The sequence below is a fragment of the Clostridium sp. FS41 genome, from assembly GCF_000954015.1.
In the GTDB taxonomy this organism is placed as follows: domain Bacteria; phylum Bacillota; class Clostridia; order Lachnospirales; family Lachnospiraceae; genus Enterocloster; species Enterocloster citroniae.
The window spans coordinates 1-17,739 of the sequence record NZ_JYHN01000078.1 but is presented as its reverse complement, the minus strand read 5'-3'; the positions used below and the strand labels follow the sequence as shown (position 1 = coordinate 17,739).

General features: G+C 48.4%; 21 protein-coding genes and 2 pseudogenes. All 23 read left to right on the top strand.

The features are described from left to right. Nucleotides 1-68: 68 nt before the first annotated feature. The gene (locus CLFS41_RS25500) at nucleotides 69-278 is read left to right on the top strand and encodes a hypothetical protein (protein WP_007859642.1); all 210 of its coding nucleotides are present in this window, start codon (nucleotides 69-71) and stop codon (nucleotides 276-278) included. 29 nt (nucleotides 279-307) lie between these two features. After that, nucleotides 308-607: a hypothetical protein gene (locus CLFS41_RS25495; RefSeq protein ID WP_045093917.1), complete on the top strand. Its 300-nt coding sequence runs from the start codon at nucleotides 308-310 to the stop codon at nucleotides 605-607. A gap of 15 nt (nucleotides 608-622) precedes the next feature. After that, entirely contained in the window at nucleotides 623-880 is a 258-nt protein-coding gene (locus CLFS41_RS25490) for a hypothetical protein (protein ID WP_045093916.1), read from the top strand. Nucleotides 881-885: 5 nt separating this feature from the next. Then, nucleotides 886-1,260: a hypothetical protein gene (locus CLFS41_RS25485; RefSeq protein WP_200895117.1), complete on the top strand. Its 375-nt coding sequence runs from the start codon at nucleotides 886-888 to the stop codon at nucleotides 1,258-1,260. Next, nucleotides 1,260-1,727 (top strand): hypothetical protein, encoded by a 468-nt coding sequence (locus CLFS41_RS25480; RefSeq protein ID WP_045093914.1) that lies wholly within the window; start codon nucleotides 1,260-1,262, stop codon nucleotides 1,725-1,727. Before CLFS41_RS25485 ends, CLFS41_RS25480 begins: the two co-directional genes overlap by 1 nt. A 441-nt stretch (nucleotides 1,728-2,168) precedes the next feature. Beyond that, a complete protein-coding gene (locus tag CLFS41_RS25475; protein WP_045093913.1) occupies nucleotides 2,169-2,531 on the top strand; it encodes a hypothetical protein in 363 nt (120 codons plus the stop codon). Between the two features lie 165 nt (nucleotides 2,532-2,696). Then, nucleotides 2,697-3,248 (top strand): terminase small subunit, encoded by a 552-nt coding sequence (locus tag CLFS41_RS25470; RefSeq protein WP_045093912.1) that lies wholly within the window; start codon nucleotides 2,697-2,699, stop codon nucleotides 3,246-3,248. Between the two features lie 112 nt (nucleotides 3,249-3,360). Further along, the gene (locus CLFS41_RS25465) at nucleotides 3,361-4,644 is read left to right on the top strand and encodes a terminase (protein WP_347468968.1); all 1,284 of its coding nucleotides are present in this window, start codon (nucleotides 3,361-3,363) and stop codon (nucleotides 4,642-4,644) included. After that, a complete protein-coding gene (locus CLFS41_RS25460) occupies nucleotides 4,644-6,179 on the top strand; it encodes a phage capsid protein (RefSeq protein WP_045093911.1) in 1,536 nt (511 codons plus the stop codon). Before CLFS41_RS25465 ends, CLFS41_RS25460 begins: the two co-directional genes overlap by 1 nt. Further along, the gene (locus CLFS41_RS25455; RefSeq protein WP_045093910.1) at nucleotides 6,124-7,470 is read left to right on the top strand and encodes a phage minor capsid protein; all 1,347 of its coding nucleotides are present in this window, start codon (nucleotides 6,124-6,126) and stop codon (nucleotides 7,468-7,470) included. Before CLFS41_RS25460 ends, CLFS41_RS25455 begins: the two co-directional genes overlap by 56 nt. Nucleotides 7,471-7,662: 192 nt before the next feature. Continuing rightward, nucleotides 7,663-8,253: a phage scaffolding protein gene (locus CLFS41_RS25450; protein WP_045093909.1), complete on the top strand. Its 591-nt coding sequence runs from the start codon at nucleotides 7,663-7,665 to the stop codon at nucleotides 8,251-8,253. 12 nt (nucleotides 8,254-8,265) lie between these two features. After that, a complete protein-coding gene (locus CLFS41_RS25445; protein ID WP_045093908.1) occupies nucleotides 8,266-9,225 on the top strand; it encodes a major capsid protein in 960 nt (319 codons plus the stop codon). A gap of 12 nt (nucleotides 9,226-9,237) precedes the next feature. Then, entirely contained in the window at nucleotides 9,238-9,459 is a 222-nt protein-coding gene (locus tag CLFS41_RS25440; protein WP_045093907.1) for a hypothetical protein, read from the top strand. Nucleotide 9,460: 1 nt separating this feature from the next. After that, a complete protein-coding gene (locus CLFS41_RS25435) occupies nucleotides 9,461-9,847 on the top strand; it encodes a hypothetical protein (protein ID WP_045093906.1) in 387 nt (128 codons plus the stop codon). Between the two features lie 100 nt (nucleotides 9,848-9,947). Next, nucleotides 9,948-10,193, top strand: coding sequence for a hypothetical protein (locus CLFS41_RS25430; protein ID WP_242856918.1), 246 nt, complete (start codon nucleotides 9,948-9,950; stop codon nucleotides 10,191-10,193). Then, on the top strand, nucleotides 10,193-10,567 hold the full coding sequence (locus CLFS41_RS25425) for a minor capsid protein (RefSeq protein ID WP_045093904.1): 375 nt from the start codon (nucleotides 10,193-10,195) through the stop codon (nucleotides 10,565-10,567). Before CLFS41_RS25430 ends, CLFS41_RS25425 begins: the two co-directional genes overlap by 1 nt. Beyond that, nucleotides 10,564-10,956, top strand: a complete 393-nt coding sequence (locus CLFS41_RS25420; protein WP_045093903.1) for a minor capsid protein — start codon at nucleotides 10,564-10,566, stop codon at nucleotides 10,954-10,956. The genes CLFS41_RS25425 and CLFS41_RS25420 overlap by 4 nt, the downstream gene beginning before the upstream one ends. 5 nt (nucleotides 10,957-10,961) lie before the next feature. Next, on the top strand, nucleotides 10,962-11,414 hold the full coding sequence (locus CLFS41_RS25415; protein ID WP_045093902.1) for a hypothetical protein: 453 nt from the start codon (nucleotides 10,962-10,964) through the stop codon (nucleotides 11,412-11,414). Between the two features lie 17 nt (nucleotides 11,415-11,431). Next, nucleotides 11,432-11,785 carry a hypothetical protein gene (locus tag CLFS41_RS25410; RefSeq protein ID WP_045093901.1) on the top strand — a complete coding sequence of 118 codons (354 nt, stop codon included), beginning with the start codon at nucleotides 11,432-11,434 and terminating at the stop codon, nucleotides 11,783-11,785. 25 nt (nucleotides 11,786-11,810) lie between these two features. Further along, nucleotides 11,811-12,113 (top strand): annotated as a pseudogene (locus tag CLFS41_RS25405) (Gp15 family bacteriophage protein); the annotation flags it as partial. A gap of 41 nt (nucleotides 12,114-12,154) precedes the next feature. Then, nucleotides 12,155-16,237, top strand: coding sequence for a hypothetical protein (locus tag CLFS41_RS29170; protein ID WP_052665867.1), 4,083 nt, complete (start codon nucleotides 12,155-12,157; stop codon nucleotides 16,235-16,237). 14 nt (nucleotides 16,238-16,251) lie between these two features. Then, nucleotides 16,252-16,629, top strand: a complete 378-nt coding sequence (locus CLFS41_RS25395; RefSeq protein ID WP_045093899.1) for a hypothetical protein — start codon at nucleotides 16,252-16,254, stop codon at nucleotides 16,627-16,629. Further along, nucleotides 16,629-17,739, top strand: a pseudogene (locus tag CLFS41_RS25390) (hypothetical protein); the annotation flags it as partial. The gene CLFS41_RS25395 and the pseudogene CLFS41_RS25390, both read left to right, overlap by 1 nt.

Below are 17,739 nucleotides of genomic sequence, written 5' to 3'. Positions count from 1 at the left end.
TTGAAGGCCAAATGGATTTATTTGATGATGGTTTTATTATCTAAAATTAACATTTGGAGGAACTTAGTATGAAGGATACTAATATATACAAGATTTCAGACATACAAAAAGCGCATAAATGTAGTTATTCGGAAGCTTTCAAGGCAAGACGGTTATTATTTTTTATTTCTGATAATGCACTTGAATTGGAAGAAATATTAAGAAAAGATGAGCAAGAAGCGCTGTTGAAATTTTGTATAGAATACGCAAAAAAGGATAAGGTTACACAACAAAACTGATATTTTCCCTGTGAAAGAAGGTGCATAACGTGGCATCAAGGCCAGTGTACTATGATCTATATGACTGTGGCCGGTATGACGGCCGGTACCGGTCTGCGGAACTGATGGTAATGTTGGGGATCCGCAAGCGCCAGCAGATCGAGCACTACAGTGATGCGGGAATCCTGTACCAGGCCCGGTACCGGATCGTGCGCGTAGATGACGGCATGGATGATCTGCTTGCTGATCTGGTAAGGACCATGGATCATCTTAAAGCGCTGGGATACGACTTGGGACAGATGCGGTTCGTACAGATTAGGCACCCGCATAACCCCAGAAGGAATAAGTAAAAGGAGGTGGCGCCAATGGGGGCTGGAAGGCCGGCAGGGTTATATGACCTGTATGACTGCGGGGAGTATAAGGGATGTTACACGGTGGCAGAGATAATGGCTATGCTTGACATACCAAACCGGACAACTGTATCACATTACAGTAAACAGTGTGCCTTGTATAAAAAGCGGTACCTGTTTGAGCAGATAGATGACCCAATAGGCAAGGATCAATTAAAAGAATGGGACAGGCTGCGGCTTAGGATCCTGCTTGGCAATGTCAAGGGGAGGTGATGCGGTTGGGAAAACAGACAAGCCCGGCAGCGGAACTGGAGCGGTTTTTAAATTACATTGATGCATGCAGACAGGAATATGCATACGCTTATGGTATGGTAGGAGAAGAAGATCGGAAGCTTCAGGATCTACTGCATGAGATGGAGTTTGCCAAGGATCGGGCGGAGCGCAACCGCGTGGCCACGAAGTTGCAGCAAAGCCGAAGGAGTCGCAGAAAAAATAAAGACATTGTTCTGATGGATGAAAGAATCGTAAATTTTTTTAATGAACCAAAGAACCGGGATACCTTGAACCGGATGCGCCAACTACTGGGGCAGCGGCGCAAAGAAGAGGAGTACCTGACAAATGAGCGTACATACATACCGAGAGCAGGGAGGTGATGCCGGTGGACAAGGAGGTGCTGATACAGTATTGCGAGATGAAAGAGGAGATAAAGGATATAAGACGGCGCAAAGAGAAGCTGGAAAAAGAGATACAGCGCCTGGAGAAGTTACAGGTATCAGATATAGTAAAAGGATCCAAGGGGGAATGGGATATCTATGGGCCGATCAAGATCACAGGGATACCGATCCCAGGCTACGAAGATAAAAAGAAAACGCTTAAAAAGTTGGTTGATCTGCTGGCCCATAGGGAGGCGGAACTGGTGGAGTTGACCTGCCAGGTGGAGGAATACATCCAGAGTATCCCAAAGAGCGAGGTACAGACCATGTTCCGGTTGTATTACATAGACGGCATGCCCTGGTGGAAGGTGGCGCAGGCCATGAACCGGATGTTTCCAAAGCGGCGGGTAAAGTTCACGGAGGACAGCTGCTGGCAGCGAGATAAAAGATTTTTTGAGAAAAATTGAAAATGTCGGTTCATGTTGGGATGAAATGTGCTAAGATGTTATCATGCGGAAGCCAGAGGGCGGAAGCATCCCCCCTTTCAAATAGCGGTCGTCAGGTGTCACAGCCTGGCGGCTGAATCGCCGGTACATGATAAGTACGTCAGGCACTGCGCAGCAAGCCGGGTTTGGAGCGGATCGTAAGGTCCAGAAATTCCTTGTCCGGCATTACAACAAGAACGTACCCCAGTGTCCTTCGGGCCTGGGGTCTTAATGCAAGGCAACAAGATCTCTTCTTCTCACAGGGGTGTTCGTATATTGCGTGGGCGCCCTTTCGCTTCAACAGAGATAACCGTATTGATTACGGTTCGAGGGGCACTTGTACGTTTGTGCAGGTGTCCTTTTTGTATTTTCATTTTCATAAATGATCCTCAAAGGAATATGATAGTTAAAAAGGTGAGTTATATGCTAGTTAAGTTATACACAATTGTCTTTGGAGGACTACCCTTGGAAATGTTTACAAATGATAGCCTGATTGAGGTCTGGCTTGAGGCAGCACGAACGGTATATGAGGAAACTGGAATGCGTGTAGATGCAAGATTAAGTATACCGTATTATATTTGCGATAAGTATGAAAATTGTAACTTGAGCGGCCCAATAGCGAATTATGTATGCATGTGGGAGCCGACAGAGCTGGAATCTCAAGAAGATTATTATGTGGCATTACTCCAGGTAGTACGGAGGGTGAGAGAAAGATTAGGGAATCCGTATATGGAATTTTCTAGTCAAGATTCAGACATACATTATTTTTTTGGGGATTTAAACTGATTCTAGGTCATTGCGTACGCGCTGCCAGAGAGCACTATATAACCTAGATTCGTTAAAAGAGGCATCCACCATACAGGCGGGTGCCTTTGGTATATTTGTCCCGGCGTCTGAAACTTAGGGCGTCCGGGGCCTCCTTACAAAACAAACATAAAAGAAGGTGAGTCCATGGCATTAACGCCTAAACAGAAAATATTTGCAGATGAATACCTGATAGACTTGAATGCCACCAGGGCTTACAAGGTGGCGTATCCACGGGTAAGGAAGGATACTGTCGCGGCTACAAATGGTGGTAGGTTGCTTAGAAATGCTGAGGTTGAAAACTACATTCAGGAACGAATGAAGGAGCGAGAGAAGCGTACCGAGATTACTCAGGACCGAGTATTGCAGGAACTGGCAAAGTTGGGGTTCTTCGATATCAGGAGACTGTTTGACGATAGCGGAAAACCGTTAGATATTACCGGTTTAGATGACGAGACGGCAGCGTGCATTGCTGGTCTGGAAGTGATGGATGTTTATGAGGGGACTGGAGAGGATAAAGAATTTGTTGGATATGTCAAGAAATATAAACTCTCCGATAAGCTTAAGGCCCTGGAATTGATTGGGCGCCATCTGGGCATGTTCAAGGATAAGATCGAATTGTCAGGAGGGCTTGACACAGAAAAGACCAAACTGGATGACCTGCTCCAGCAGATGCGGGGAGGTGATGTTTCCTCATGAGTTCTGAACGATTATTGCTGTCAGATAAGTATAAGGCTTTCCTGCGATGTGATGCGCCAACAGAGTTCCTTGAGGGAACTTAACCACGGCAGCCGGTAAGACCACGGTTGGATTGTTCAAGTTCATGCTCAAGGTGGCTGAATCGCCCAAGAAGCTGCACATCCTGGCCGCGGACGATACCGGAGCCGCCGAGAAGAACATCATCCAGAAGGATCTGGGTATCCTGGATGACTTTGGCGTGCTGGTGGAGTACAAGGGCAACGGATCTGGGGAATATAAGATGCCACACCTGTTGTTCCACACATCGGGCGGCGATAAGATCATATTCGTGGTCGGCTATGGCAATAAGCGCAAGTGGAAGGATGCCCTGGGTGGCCAGTACGGCTGTCTATATATTGACGAGATCAACACGGCCGATATAGAGTTTGTCCGTGAGGCCGCCATGCGGAGTGATTACCTGATGGCCACGCTTAATCCGGACGATCCTGGCCTGGATGTGTACAAGGAGTACATCAATTGCTCCAGGCCGCTTCCAGAGTGGGCAGACGAGACGCCAAAAGAAATAATGGATGAACTACAAGAAGAACCAAAGCCCGGTTGGGTACATTGGTTCTTTTCTTTTGCTCATAACCTGGGCCTGAGTAAGGAGAAACTGGATCAGATCATGACCAACACGCCGAAGGGCACAAAGATCTGGAAGAACAAGATCCAGGGCTTGAGAGGCAAGGCAACCGGCCTGATCTTCAGCAACTTCGAGCGGTCTAAGCATGTGATCACAGTCAAGCAGGCCAAGGCATTTGTTAAGGATTCCAACAACAACCACCAGACAGAATGGTTCATGTATTTTTCGGCTGGACTGGATACTGCCTATTCCCAGAAGTCCCCGGATACTATCTCAATGAGTTATATCGGAATCACCAACAGGGGAACCTGTATTGTCCTGGACGAGAAGGTCTACAACAATGCAGTGCTGGGTACGCCCTTGGCTCCCACAGATACGGTTCGCAACTTTATAGATTTCTTGGAACGTAATCGGCAGGAATGGGGCTTTGCCCGAGACACATTTATTGATTCAGCTGACCAGGCTACGATTACGGAGTTTTTGAAATACAAGCGCCTGAATGGGTGTATTTACAACTTTAATGATGCGTGGAAAAAGGAACAGATCATTGACAGGATCAATAATCAGCTGAACTGGTTTGCTGATGCAGGATCTCAGCCGTGCTTCTACATTGTGGACACCTGCAAGAACTATATCCATGAGTTGGAGGTGTATAGCTGGCTGGAGGACAAGGACAACACGCCGGAGGACAAGAACGATCACATGGTCAACAGCGTGCAGTATGCTTGGCTTCCGTATGAGGTCAAGATCGGCATAGGAAGGAGGAAAGCCTGATGGGCTGGTTTAAGAGCATGATCACGGGGATTTTAAAATTGATCCCTGCAAAGAAACGTAAGATTGTAATTCAGGAGCCGCTTTCCTTCCAGGAAAACGTCCTGAAAAATAAAATCTGGTACCGAGGAGAACCGGCGGAGCTTGAGCAGTTCTTCAAAAAGACGACAGATCTCGGATATGATATGGTGAGGTTCTGGGCTGCGGTACCATTTCGCAAGGTCAGGAAGATCCATAGCGGCCTTGTTAGTATTGTGGTGGATCGGTTTAAGGATATTGTCACCGAAGACCTGGATGATATCAGCTTTGGCGAGGAAGGAACAATGCAGCCGATCAAGGAGCGCTGGGACCTCATAGCGAAGGAAAATAATTTCATCAACGTGCTGGGTGAAGCGGTAGCCGGGGCCCTGTCATCTGGTGACGGTGCCTTTAAAATCAGCCTTGACGAGGTCAGCCAGTACCCGGTGATTGAGTTTTACGAGGCTGACGTGGTGGACTTTCATTACCGCCGAGGGCGTCTGCAGGAGATCCTGTTTTATACACCGTACAAAGACGGCGAGAAAGAGTACCGTCTGGAAGAGACTTACGGTAAGGGATATGTGAGATACCGGCTACTGGATGAAACTGGAAAAGAGGTACCTTTGGACACTCTGGAGGAAACCGCGGTCTATGAGGATACAGGGTTTGACGGAGATTTCATGATGGCGGCGCCGCTCATCATCTTCAGTTCCAACCGCTGGAAGGGACGAGGAAAGGCGCTCTTTGACACAAAAAGCGATAACCTGGACGCACTAGATGAAGTAATCAGCCAGTGGCTGGATGCGATCAGGAAGGGCAGGATCAACCGCTACGTACCGGAGGATATGATTCCCAGGGATCCGAAAGATGGACACCTGATCGAGCCGAACGACTTCGATAACGATTACATAGCTGTAGGATCCATGAAAAAGGAAAACACCGGAAATAAGATTGAGATATCCCAACCGCAGATATCCTACGAGGCATATGTGAACAGCTATAGTGGATTCCTGGATCTGGCAATCCAGGGTATCATTTCACCAGCAACGCTAGGGATCGATTTAAAAAAGACCGACAATGCGGAATCACAAAGAGAAAAGGAGAAAATCACGCTGCACACCCGGAATAAGATCGTGGACATCTTAACCCAGGTGATCCCGGAGTTGGTATCTGCCGTTATGATGACTTATGACAATATGATTGGCCAGACGCCGGGAAAATATGAGGCATCAGTTAAGTTTGGCGAGTATGCTTCTCCGGATTTTGACAGCACAGTGGAGACGGTCGGAAAAGCAAAGAGTTACGGTGTCATGAGCACGGAGAAAGCTGTGGATGAGCTGTATGGTGATACCATGACTGACGAGGAAAAGGCGGAGGAGGTTCAGAGGATCAAAGAGGAGCAGGGGCTGACCGAAAGGGACGAGTCCAGCGTAGCCGGTTATGACGGAATGGAAGGTGTGGTGAATGAGCCAGAGGAAGGACCAGAATCAGGACCAGAATCAGGACCAGAAGAGGCATGACGCCTATAATCTTCGGGCAATCTTTGAAGCAATTGAACTTGATCTGATCCAGAATCTCCGCCGTAACATGAAGCGCCACGAGAAAGAGGAAGAAAAAGAAGGCTTTAGGTGGGAGATGTGGCAGAAGGCCAAGCTTCGGAACCTTTGGAAGTACCGAAAGCAGAATCAGGAGATTGTGGGGCAGCATAGCAAGGAAATCGAGGATCTCATCAATAATACCTTGCAGGAGAGTTTTGAAACGGCTGAGAGCATGATATCAAGGCTATTTAGCAAGATAAAGTCTCTCTTTGAGCGGAGGGGGATGCAGTTTCCAAGAGCCGTGCAAAAAATGAGGTTAGATAAAACGGCACGATTAGAAGATGATTTCTTCGGGGTGAATGAAAAGAAGATTGATGCTTTGCAGGAGACTGCTCAGGCAGTGCAGAAGCCGGATGAACCACCACCGGAGCCAAAGTCAGTACCGGAGGATGAGGAGAAGCCGTTTAAGCCAGCCGGAGAGGAAAAAGATCTATCAGGCAAAGATAATGATCAGAAGCTTGATGATCTCAAAAAACAGGTCGCCCAGGACATGAAAGAAGTTCAGGGGGCCATCTGGCGCCGCATGGACGATATCTATAGACAGACGATCTATAAGGCAGAGATGTTTATGGCCACCGGCGCAAAGACACTGGATCAGGCAATAGACATGGCAACAAAGGAGTTCCTGGACGGCGGGATCGATTGCATCCAATACCGTAACGGACGGAGGGTCAACATAGCCAGTTATGCAGAGATGGCACTGCGGACAGCTTCCCAGCGGGCGATATTTTTAGCCGAGGGGAAGAAACGGGATGAGTGGGGAATCCATACTATTTTTGTGTCGGCGCACGCCAATACCTGTCCGAAGTGTGAGCCGTGGCAGGGCAAAGTTCTTGTGGATGATGTATTTAGTCATGGTACAGCTGCGGAGGCTGATGTACTGGGAGTACCGCTTTTATCAATGGCCATGAAGGCGGGACTGCTACATCCGAACTGCCGTCACACGCTAGCAACCTATTTCCCAGATATTACAATCCTTCCTAAGGTTCCTGACGGAAAGAAAGCAGTGCAGACCTACGAGGCCGAGCAGAAACAGAGGGCACTTGAAAGGATGATCAGGAAGTGGAAGCGGATTGCCGCAGGTACCATGGAGCAGGAAAAGGCAAACCTTGCTAACGATAAGGTAAGAGAATACCAGGAAAAACTACGGGATCATCTTTTGAAGCACCCGGAACTGCGAAGAGATCCCAACAGAGAGAAGGTGAGAACATGACGCCAGCAGTACAGATAACGGCAATCATATGCCTGACTATCATCATATTATGTTGGATTGGAAAGAAGAAATGATTAAAACACGCGGGATCATCCTGGGTGTTATTTTTATACCCTTTTGTCAGCCCGGTTAGACGTAAAACAGCCGGCTCATGTGATGAGAACACGTAAAAAATCGTAGAGGAGAGATAAGATGAAACGGAAATTTTTAGAGGACTTGGGATTGGAGAAAGAGGCTATCGATAAGATCATGGCTGAAAATGGCAGTGACATTGAGGCAGCTAAGGGAGAACTGGAGCAGGCTAAAGCAGAACTGGAACAGACCAAAACACAGCTTCAGGAGAGGGATACGCAGATGGAAACTCTTAAAAATTCCACAGGCGACATGGATGCGCTGAAACAGCAGATCGCTTCCCTGCAGTCGGATAATCAGGCGACAAAGGAGAAGTATGAGGCGGATATGAAAGAATTGAAACTGTCTACCTCCATTAAACTGGCGCTTGGTGATTCTGCCCAGGACGCAGACCTTGTGGCGGGACTGTTTGATAAGTCGAAGTTAATTTTGTCCGATGACGGAAAGATCACTGGGCTGGACGAGCAGCTGAAGACAATCAAGGAATCAAAGCCATTCTTGTTTAAAGAAAGCAGTCCTAAACCTTCCGGCTTCCGGCCATTAGGCGCAGGCCCGCAGGATCCGAAACCCAACAATGATGATAGCAAGGTAAGCATGAAATCAGCCATTGAGGCAAAGATTGCACCACAGCTGTCACAGCAAAAAAATTAAGGAGATGAGACTATGCCAATCACATTAGAAGAAGCAAGAAAGAACGTGCAGGACGACCTGCAGATGGGAGTTATTGATGAGTTCCGGAAGTCCAACTGGATCCTGGATCACATTACATTTGACGATGCTGTCTCTCCAACTGGTGGAGGGGCTACACCGACATACAGTTATACAAGGCTTAAGACGCAGCCAACGGCCCAGTTCCGTGCAATCAATACGGAGTATACACCCAGTGAAGTGACAAAGGAGCGGCACTCTGTAGATATTAAGGTATTTGGTGGGTCCTACCAGATCGACCGTGTGATCGCAAATATGGGCGGTATTGTCTCTGAGGTGGAATTACAGCAGTCTCAGAAGATTAAGGCGGCGCAGGCGCTATTTAATGACACCTTCATTAATGGAGATGAAGCAGTGGATACGAATGCATTTGATGGTCTGGATAAGGCACTGACCGGGAGCACAACGGAATACAATACGGGAGACACGGTGATTGACCTTTCCACTTCCCAGCTTGTCACAGATAACTTCCAGTACTTTCTTGATATGCTGGATGAGTTCCTGCGTGGCCTGGACGGTGAACCATCATTCATTGCTGGCAACACAAAACTGATCTCTAAACTTCGAGCATGCGCCAGGAGAGCAGCCATGTACCAGGTTACTAAGAGCGACTGGGGAACAAATGTGGAGTCCTATGGCAACATCCCGTTTGTGGACCTGGGGGCAAAGCCAGGAACGAATGATGATGTAGTCAAAACGGACACGACCAAAGGAACGACCTCCCTGTATGTGGCCCGCCTATCCATGGATGGTTTACATGGCGTATCCTTTGCGGGTATGGCGCCGGTGCAGACCTGGCTGCCTGACTTTACAACAGCGGGAGCGGTAAAGACCGGTGAGGTCGAGATGAATGCGGCGATTGCGCTGAAAGCCTCTAAGGCCGCAGGAGTATTCCGCAACATTAAAGTGAAATAAGGAGGGGCTGATATGAAGGTATACGCACCGAATAAGAACTACACGGGAGTCTCTGCCAGTGTGACGTTTTGTAATGGCGCGGGCGAGACGGATGATCCTCGTCTGCTGGATTGGTTTAGAGATCATGGCTATGAGGTGGAAACACCAGAACCAGAAGCACAAGAACCAGAAGCACAAGAACCAGAAGCAGCAGAAAGACCTGAAAAGAGGACGGCGAAAAAGGTGGGTGAGTAACATGCTTTATGAACCCTATGTCACCTATGAGTACTACTGTGATGTATACAAAGGCACGGTGATCCCCATGAGTGAACTGGACAAGGCCCTTAGACAGGCCAGCCGTCACATTGATTCCCTGACCTACAATCGTATTGCGGGCCGGGGATTTTCCAATCTGACGGCCTTCCAGCAGGAAACCATTCAGGAAGTGGTCTGCCAACAAGCCGATTTTGAGTATGAAAATGCGGACGAGATCAACACGATCCTGTCCAGCTACAGTCTGAATGGGGCATCCGTCCAGTTTGGCAGCAGCTGGAACATCTATACGGACAAAGGCGTGGCCATGAAGCGCGATGTGTACGCCCTGCTGTCCCAGACAGGCCTATGCTGCCGGTTAGCGAGGTGAGGCCATGAAATACCCATGCTTAGTGCCAAAACGGCTCTGTAGGACGGATATACGCGTCACATTGTATCAGGAGGGCCTATCTGAATCAGGAGGTCCTTTAGTGGCGGCAGAACTGAATGATCTTAAATGCAATTACCAAGACAGCGCAAAAATGATTATGAATACAGAGCAGAAGCTTGTGCAGTTGTCAGGCATAGCTATGTTTCCCGGCGACATCTGTCCAGAACTGCCTGTGATCAGCAGCGGAGCTGTCGTGGTCTTCGGAGCCGAGCGCACCATCATGCAGGGGATCAAGGCCAGGAATCCGGACGGAACCGTAAACTATACGGAATTGAGGCTGGTGTAATGAAGGTCAATGTTAAGGTGGAGTTGTATCAGGATAAGATCCGGCGATTGGCTAATGCAGTTACGTTGTCGGCTGAGCAGGCAGCCGAAGCTGTTAAGAGTGATATTGTTGCCAGTCAGACAGTGCCTAAAAATACAGGAGAATTGGAGCGGAGTGGGTTTATGAGGGTTTCAAAATCGAAGTATCAGATTATCTATGATACCCCCTATGCCCGGCGCCTGTACTGGCATCCAGAATATAAGTTTCGGACAGACAAGAATCCGAATGCAGGAGGACTATGGATGCAGCCTTATATCGATGGCGAAAAGAAGGATTTTTTCAAGAAGGCATTCAGAGCGAGGCTGAAAGCAAATGCAGGAGGGCTGATAAAATGACCTTAGAAGAGGTAAAGGACTGGCTGAAAACTGTTGTGCAGTCGCCCAAATGGTACATTGGGAAGATCAACGGTAACGACAAGCAGTGTATCGGTGTCTACCCCACCCAGGGGCCATCACGGGGTATTCCCGTTGGGGGCCTAAAAAACAAGTCTTATGATACAAAGGCGGTGTCCATCCTGGTGCATTGGGGCATGGATGCGGTTCAGGCCGAGTCTAAAGCCCAGGAGATATATGATGCTTTGTATGGTCAGACCGGTGTGATCTCTGGCTGGCAGGTTGTAATGTTTGATATGCGGACAGACGCGCCGGTCAGTGTAGGAACAGACGAAAAAGGCATCTATGAATATGTGATCAACTTTGTGATTTATTACAGGAAAGAGAGGTAAAGAATATGGCGAGTTTAGGAGTATTCCCGGTTTATGACCTGGTATTTAAGATCGGGACAAAAGGGAAAAAAAGTGAAGAAGCAGACATGGTGGAGATTGCCGACATGGAATCATTTGAGATTACGATTGACGGTGGCGTGGAAAATTGGACACCTATGACGACCAGGGGCTGGGCAAGGTCCCTTATGACGGCTAAAAAGTTTAATGTCAGCCTGAAGGGAAAGAGGAGCATTGGGGATCCTGGAAATGATTATGTGGCAGAAACGGCCTGGAAAGATGGGCTGGACTGCAGCACGAAGGCAGAGATCTTATTTCCAGATGGTGCAAAGTTGTCCTATGACTGTGTATTGGATGTGAAGTCCCTCAATGGTGGGGACTCTACCAACGTGGCACCATTGGAGTTTGATATGGCAGGAGATGGCCAGCCGGTCTATACGGCGGCCCCAGATAATGCATAAGAGAGGAGAAAATAGAAATGGGAAGAGCATATGACATTGCAGAGAGAATGAGGGCTGGAAACGAAAAGCCGATAGTGAAGATTGATGAGGATCACAGTTTTAAGATCAATACAGGAAAGAGCGCGGTCCTGTATATCAATGCAGTCTCAAGAGATAAGGAAAAGGATGAATTTGAGATAATGGATGATATCATCCGTGCTGCATTGGGACAGGAGGGCCTCGATTATATTGCAGAACAGGATATGCCGATGGCCAATATTGCCTTGATTGTCAACGTGATCATGGCAGCGATCGCGGACGTTCCGCTGGAGGAAGTAGAAGACGTGGAACAGGAGAAAAGCCAAAAAAAAAGCCCGAAAAGAATTAAATAGTGAATGCTGGTATGACCTCTTTGAGGACTGGGACCTGATTGAAGCGTCCTTTGCCATGCAGTATAACATCCGTCTATCCCAGACAGAAATGGACTGGAAAGAGTTTAGTACCCTTCTGGCGGGCCTCATGCCGAAAACACCGCTCGGCACTGTGGTTGGTATCAGGAGTGAAGAGGACAAGGAAGTTTTAAAACACTATACCAAGGGACAGCGGCAGATACGGGATGAATGGAGATCGAGTCATAACCCCATGGACCGCCTTACAGAAAAAGAAAAGATGGAAAAAGCCAAAGAGATACAGAGTATTCTGGCGCAGGCGTTCGGATAGAGCGCCTTTTTTAATGCATGATGCAGAAAGGAGGGAACGATATGGCGAATGACAGCGTAGGAAAGATAAGCCTTGATCTGGAAGTGCAGTCTGATCTAAGCGGTCAGATCAATGCAGTGGCCAGCCAGATTGGCAGTCAGATTGAGAGATCACTGAAAAAGGCTTCTGGATCGATGGATGCGGAAACGATCGTGCAGGGTATGTCGCAGGAGATACAGAAGCTTATGCAGAACGTCACCAGCGTGATAGATGCAGCTTTGAAGCGGTGCACGGAATCAGCAAAAGTAAATATTGATATCATTGGCGAGCATTTGAACGCCATGATAGACCGGGCGATGGCAAGGTTTACGAATGTGAAGAACCCGTTCAGCCCTGCCGAGGAACCAACAGCAACGGCTGATCCGGCAGCGCGTCCATCGCAGCCCAGGGCGCCGCCAGTGGCGCAAGTGAAAGCACCAAAGATTAACGTAGACCTAAGTGCTGACGTGCTGGAGAGACAAGCCGAGCTTATAGAAGCAGCTATGAATAACTTAGGGAAGCAGATCGATCTCCAGGAGGCAAAGCTGGCAGATCTGCGAACTGCCTATGAGCATACCTTTAATGAAGCCAAAAAGAACAAAATACAGGAACAGATCATCAAAACTGAGGGAAGTATCATTTCTCTAAAAACCAAAATTGAGGATCTGGGGATCCGGTGGGATGCTTTGACCGATAAGGCAAAGAGTTTGAGAACCGGACCGGCAGCAGTACCGGCCGCTCCTGCGCCACAGGCTCCGAGAGTTAACAAGGCCCCTAAAGTATCCGGAATTACGGATATGAACGGAGCGTTGGATAAAGCAAAGATGTTAACCATGACATCAGCAACGCAGATCAACCAGGCATTGTCCATGATCGGAAGGGGACAGGCTCTGGCTGGTATCCAGGCTGTCAGATCTGGGATAACCGGATTATTAAAGTCCGTTGGAGGCGGTCTGGTATCCGGGGTAAAGAAGGCGGCGTCCTCGGTCGGTCATCTGTTTGGGACAATTGGTAGTGGACTGCCAAAACTCATAAAAGCCGGAGCGGCTATGACGATGTTCGGAGGCCGCGCAAAAAGAGCGGGAGAGCAGTCACGGTCAGCACAGGGGGGCATGCACCGGATGCTTACTACAATGCTCCGGTATCAGATTATCATCCCGATGATCATGAGTGCGCTCAGGGGCATGGCGAAGTCTCTCTTTGCTTCCATGAATGCGAACGAACAGTTTAAGTCATCGCTGAGCCAGATCCGGTCTAACCTTAACGTGGCATTCACCCCGATCTATCAGGCTATTATGCCGGCTCTGAATGCGCTTATGTCTGCACTGGCAAAAGTCACCGGCTACATTGCGGCGTTTACCAGCATGCTCTTTGGTGGGACAGTCAGCGGCAGCGTAGCAGCAACCAAGAGTCTGGTGGCGGCTAAATCAGCAATGGGAGCTTATGGGGGCAGTGCAAAAAAAGCAGCTAAGGACGCCCAAAGCCTGACAACGGGAATTGATGAACTAAATATTCTCCAGGCTGATGAAAATGATTCTGATGGAGGAGGTGGGGGAGGCAGTGCACCAGAGATCACGGCGCCTGATATTGATACAGATCAGATGAACGTGATTGACTCCATGGCTGAAAAGGTCAGAAGTATCCTGGGACAGTTGTTTAAGCCAATGAAGGATTCTTGGGATGCAGAAGGTCAAAATGTAATCAATGCTGCCCAATATGCATTTTCCAATGTGATCAGCCTTGCCAAAGCCATTGGAACAAGCTTTATGGAGGTATGGACCAATGGGACCGGGGAATTGTTCTGCACGAACATCCTGAAACTCGTGACTATGGTATTCAACATGGTCGGGGATGTAGCAGGCGCATTTACACGGGCATGGGAGGAAGGCGGCAGGGGAACTGCATTCATCCAAAGCATTTTTGACCGTCTTAACTCTTGGCTGGAATTGATCCATACAATTGGTGAGTCACTCCGAGAGGTATGGAACAGCGGGACCGGAGAATCCATGATCGGCCATGTCCTTGAGATATTCACGAATTGGAACGATACGATCACCCATATTCGCGAGAACCTTCAGGCAGCATGGGAGGAAAATAATACCGGTACAGCAATCATCCAGAACCTGGCGGACATAATGGACGGGCTGCTGGGATCGATCGATAACGTTACCGCGTCCCTGTCGGATTGGTCTTCCAAGCTTGATTTTACTCCGATCATGTCGGCCATAGAAGGGTTGTCAGAAGCATTGAAACCCTTTGGGGATAAACTGGGTAAAGGACTGGAATGGCTGTTTACTAATGTCCTGGAGCCCCTTGGAAAATGGGCGATTGAACAGGCCATACCTGCGGCGATTGATGCAATATCAGGAGCACTTGGAGTTCTAAATGGGATCTTGGATCTGCTTACCCCATTGGCTGAGCTGTTGTGGAATAATATTCTGCAGCCACTTGCCTCATGGACCGGGGGTACGATTGTAGAAATTGTTCAGGGGATCACAGATGTCTTCCGTGGGTTAACAGATATCTTCACAGAGATTTCAAATGGGACAGACTGGGGCACGATCGGGCAAATGCTTTGGGAAGGCCTGATCAATGGTATTGTATCATTTGGAGAATGGGCCTGGGGAAAAGCCAAGGAAATTTTTTGGGGGATTGTGGATACAGTAAAGAATCTATTTGGTATTCATAGTCCGTCTACGGTATTTTCGGAAATAGGTACCTTCTTAATCGAAGGTTTCTTAAATGGGATTACCGCAGCATGGGAAATGGTGACGGGTGCTGTCAGCACACTGTTGGCTCCGCTCACGGAATTGTTTACTGGATTTGTAGACAAGGTCACCGACAAAGTATCTTCCTTATGGGAAACGTATTTAAAGCCGTTTACATCGTGGTTTACGGATACCATGGGGCCGGTTATTGATGAGGCACTCTCAGGGCTGACAACCGTCTTTAATAACTGGAAAGAGGGCATCCAGGAAACGCTGAGACATGTGAATAACGCTCTTGGCGGCCTGATGGATTTTATAACAGGAGTTTTTACCGGTGACTGGAAAAAGGCATGGGAAGGGATTAAGACATTTTTCAGCGAGATATGGGAGGCCATGAAATCCCTTGCAGGTACAATCATGTCTGCCATCAGCGGCACCATAGGTACGGTACTTGGCGCAATTAAGAGTACGTGGGAAAGCATCTGGAATGGCATCAAAACCTTTATATCCAATCTGTGGGACGGCATCAAACATAAAGCGGAGGAAATCTTTAACGGAATCCGTGATAAACTGGCTGAAATATGGGACAGCGTAAAACAGACCATTGAAGAAAAATGGAATGCGATCAAAGAGTGGTTTGACGATATCTGGAAAAAGATTAAGGATATCTTTAACATAGATGAGATGGTCGAAGTCGGAAAAGGCATCATGAACAAACTCTGGGAAGGCTTAAAGTCGGTATGGGATGACATTGCTGGCTGGCTACAGGGAAAAGCAGACTTCGTTGGAGGAGTATGGGACGGTATCGTTGACGGTGCCAAAAATCTCTTTAAAAGTGCCAAAGAGGACGCCGAGGAAGATGATGACGGTGGGGGCGGTGATGATTGGGATTATGGGACCGACTCCCCAGTTGAAGGACACGCAAGTGGAGGTTTCCCAAAATCGGGCCAGATGTTCGTGGCCAGAGAAAATGGATTACCAGAGATGGTTGGAAGCTGGGGTGGAAGGGCCGCAGTTGCAAATAATCAACAGATCACGCAGGGGATCACAGCAGCAGTGCAGAGAGGCATGAGCTCATGTTTGGCACCACTGGTCAACAGTGTGTCCCGGATCATGGATCAAACAACGCCGCGTCTTACATCAGTACGTGACAATAGCGTCAGCTATAACAATGATGAAACAATGCAGGAAATGGCTAACCGTGCCGCTGCGCTGGCATCCCAGCAGAATAGCAGTGACATGAGTGAGCAGTACCTCTCGGTCATGGTGGAACTGTTAAGAAATATCATTGACCTGATCGAACGGATGGACCTGACGGTGAACATTGATATCCGGGAGATCAAAAAGAAACTGGTGGAACTAGATAAGCGCAGTGGTTACTCATTTGGAAGTACATAAGGAGGCGGTAACACATGGCAATCATCACAATCAATGGCCGGGCGTTCCCGGGTCCTGACAAAGGCGGGAAACTGACAGTGGCCACGAATGTATCCCAGGGCAAGAACGCCTTGGGGGAGTTTGTGGGACAGAAGGTAGGGCGTGATCAGTATAAGTTTGACAGTCTCCAGTGGAAACTGCTGGATGCAAAGACCTGGTCGGATATGTTAAAGGAGTTTGAAAAGTTTGTGGTCGTTGCGCGGATCCCGGATATGGTCAACAATAACTGGATCACCATCAAGATGTATCCAGGGAACCGGACAGCGGAACCGATTGAATTTGACGCAGACGGCCTCCCAACCTTGTACCAGAATTGCAAAGTGAATATCGTAGACTGCGGGGTGATTGAATAATGCAATCAGCAACACAAGAATACAAGCAGTCCATGGAGCTGATCCCCCGCAATCAATCCTACATGGTAGTAACCATAGGTGTCATCAATCAGGTAGCCCAGAAGGATTCCTCTGTGGCAGCAGAACATGGTGCTGAATACAGCTACCTATCTAATTTTACACGGTTGTTAGACAACTATGACGTAGAACTGGAATACGCCACCCTGGAGCAGGATCATTGGAGGGCGGATGGATCCATGGTATTTCCGCCCCGGCCCGAGGAGGTAGATTACCTGTACAACAACGGTGTTATCTCAAAGGGATTGCTGGGGCCTATCTGCTTTACGTTTGGGGCTGCCTATGATATCCGTGGCCTGACTATCAACTGGGGACAGAATTACCCGGTGGACTTTAGTATTACCAATGGGACCAAAACCGTGGAATATACCGGAAACGATTTAAGCTACTGGACAACCGATGAGATATTCGATGGGACGGAATACCTGCTGATCACGCCCACAAAGATGGTCAATGGTCAGGGACGCCTGCGGGTCCAGAAGATTCTTATGGGTATGGGGATTAGCTTTGAGAATAAGAAGATCCAGAAGGCTATCAAGACAGAGTATATCAGCCCAATCACGGGGGAACTGTCTACCGTGGACTTTTCACTGCAGATCGAAAATTATAACCGTTTGTTTGATGTGGAAAATAAGGCAAGCGCCATCCACTATCTGGAGGTGGGACAGGAAGTTACTGTCCGTTACGGCTACGATGTCCGGGATGATAAAACCGTGTGGATGGACGGCTGTGTCACCTATCTGTCCGATTGGGAAGCAGATGATACCATGATGAGTTTTAACAGCAAAGATAAGATAGATGATCTAAGTGACATATATTACCGGGGCCTGTACCGCCCGGAAGGGATCACGTTGTATGATCTGGCATTGGATGTCCTGACAGATGCCGGGCTGGACGAACGGGCCTATGAACTGGATGAGTACCTGACAAAGGTCACGGTGTACAATCCGCTCCCCTGCGTGACACACAAAGAGTGCTTACAGATCATAGCCAATGCCGGCCGGTGCAAGCTGTATCAGGACCGTAAGGGGATCATCCGTATCCAGGCAGCCT

Coding starts and splice junctions, on each gene's coding strand:
- CLFS41_RS25445 (WP_045093908.1), top strand. CDS start 8,266: ATGCCAATCACATTAGAAGAAGCAAGAAAGAACGTGCAGGACGACCTG.
- CLFS41_RS25480 (WP_045093914.1), top strand. CDS start 1,260: ATGCCGGTGGACAAGGAGGTGCTGATACAGTATTGCGAGATGAAAGAG.
- CLFS41_RS29170 (WP_052665867.1), top strand. CDS start 12,155: ATGGCGAATGACAGCGTAGGAAAGATAAGCCTTGATCTGGAAGTGCAG.
- CLFS41_RS25415 (WP_045093902.1), top strand. CDS start 10,962: ATGGCGAGTTTAGGAGTATTCCCGGTTTATGACCTGGTATTTAAGATC.
- CLFS41_RS25410 (WP_045093901.1), top strand. CDS start 11,432: ATGGGAAGAGCATATGACATTGCAGAGAGAATGAGGGCTGGAAACGAA.
- CLFS41_RS25395 (WP_045093899.1), top strand. CDS start 16,252: ATGGCAATCATCACAATCAATGGCCGGGCGTTCCCGGGTCCTGACAAA.
- CLFS41_RS25460 (WP_045093911.1), top strand. CDS start 4,644: ATGGGCTGGTTTAAGAGCATGATCACGGGGATTTTAAAATTGATCCCT.
- CLFS41_RS25435 (WP_045093906.1), top strand. CDS start 9,461: ATGCTTTATGAACCCTATGTCACCTATGAGTACTACTGTGATGTATAC.
- CLFS41_RS25470 (WP_045093912.1), top strand. CDS start 2,697: ATGGCATTAACGCCTAAACAGAAAATATTTGCAGATGAATACCTGATA.
- CLFS41_RS25500 (WP_007859642.1), top strand. CDS start 69: ATGAAGGATACTAATATATACAAGATTTCAGACATACAAAAAGCGCAT.
- CLFS41_RS25455 (WP_045093910.1), top strand. CDS start 6,124: ATGAGCCAGAGGAAGGACCAGAATCAGGACCAGAATCAGGACCAGAAG.
- CLFS41_RS25425 (WP_045093904.1), top strand. CDS start 10,193: ATGAAGGTCAATGTTAAGGTGGAGTTGTATCAGGATAAGATCCGGCGA.
- CLFS41_RS25450 (WP_045093909.1), top strand. CDS start 7,663: ATGAAACGGAAATTTTTAGAGGACTTGGGATTGGAGAAAGAGGCTATC.
- CLFS41_RS25475 (WP_045093913.1), top strand. CDS start 2,169: ATGCTAGTTAAGTTATACACAATTGTCTTTGGAGGACTACCCTTGGAA.
- CLFS41_RS25420 (WP_045093903.1), top strand. CDS start 10,564: ATGACCTTAGAAGAGGTAAAGGACTGGCTGAAAACTGTTGTGCAGTCG.
- CLFS41_RS25440 (WP_045093907.1), top strand. CDS start 9,238: ATGAAGGTATACGCACCGAATAAGAACTACACGGGAGTCTCTGCCAGT.
- CLFS41_RS25490 (WP_045093916.1), top strand. CDS start 623: ATGGGGGCTGGAAGGCCGGCAGGGTTATATGACCTGTATGACTGCGGG.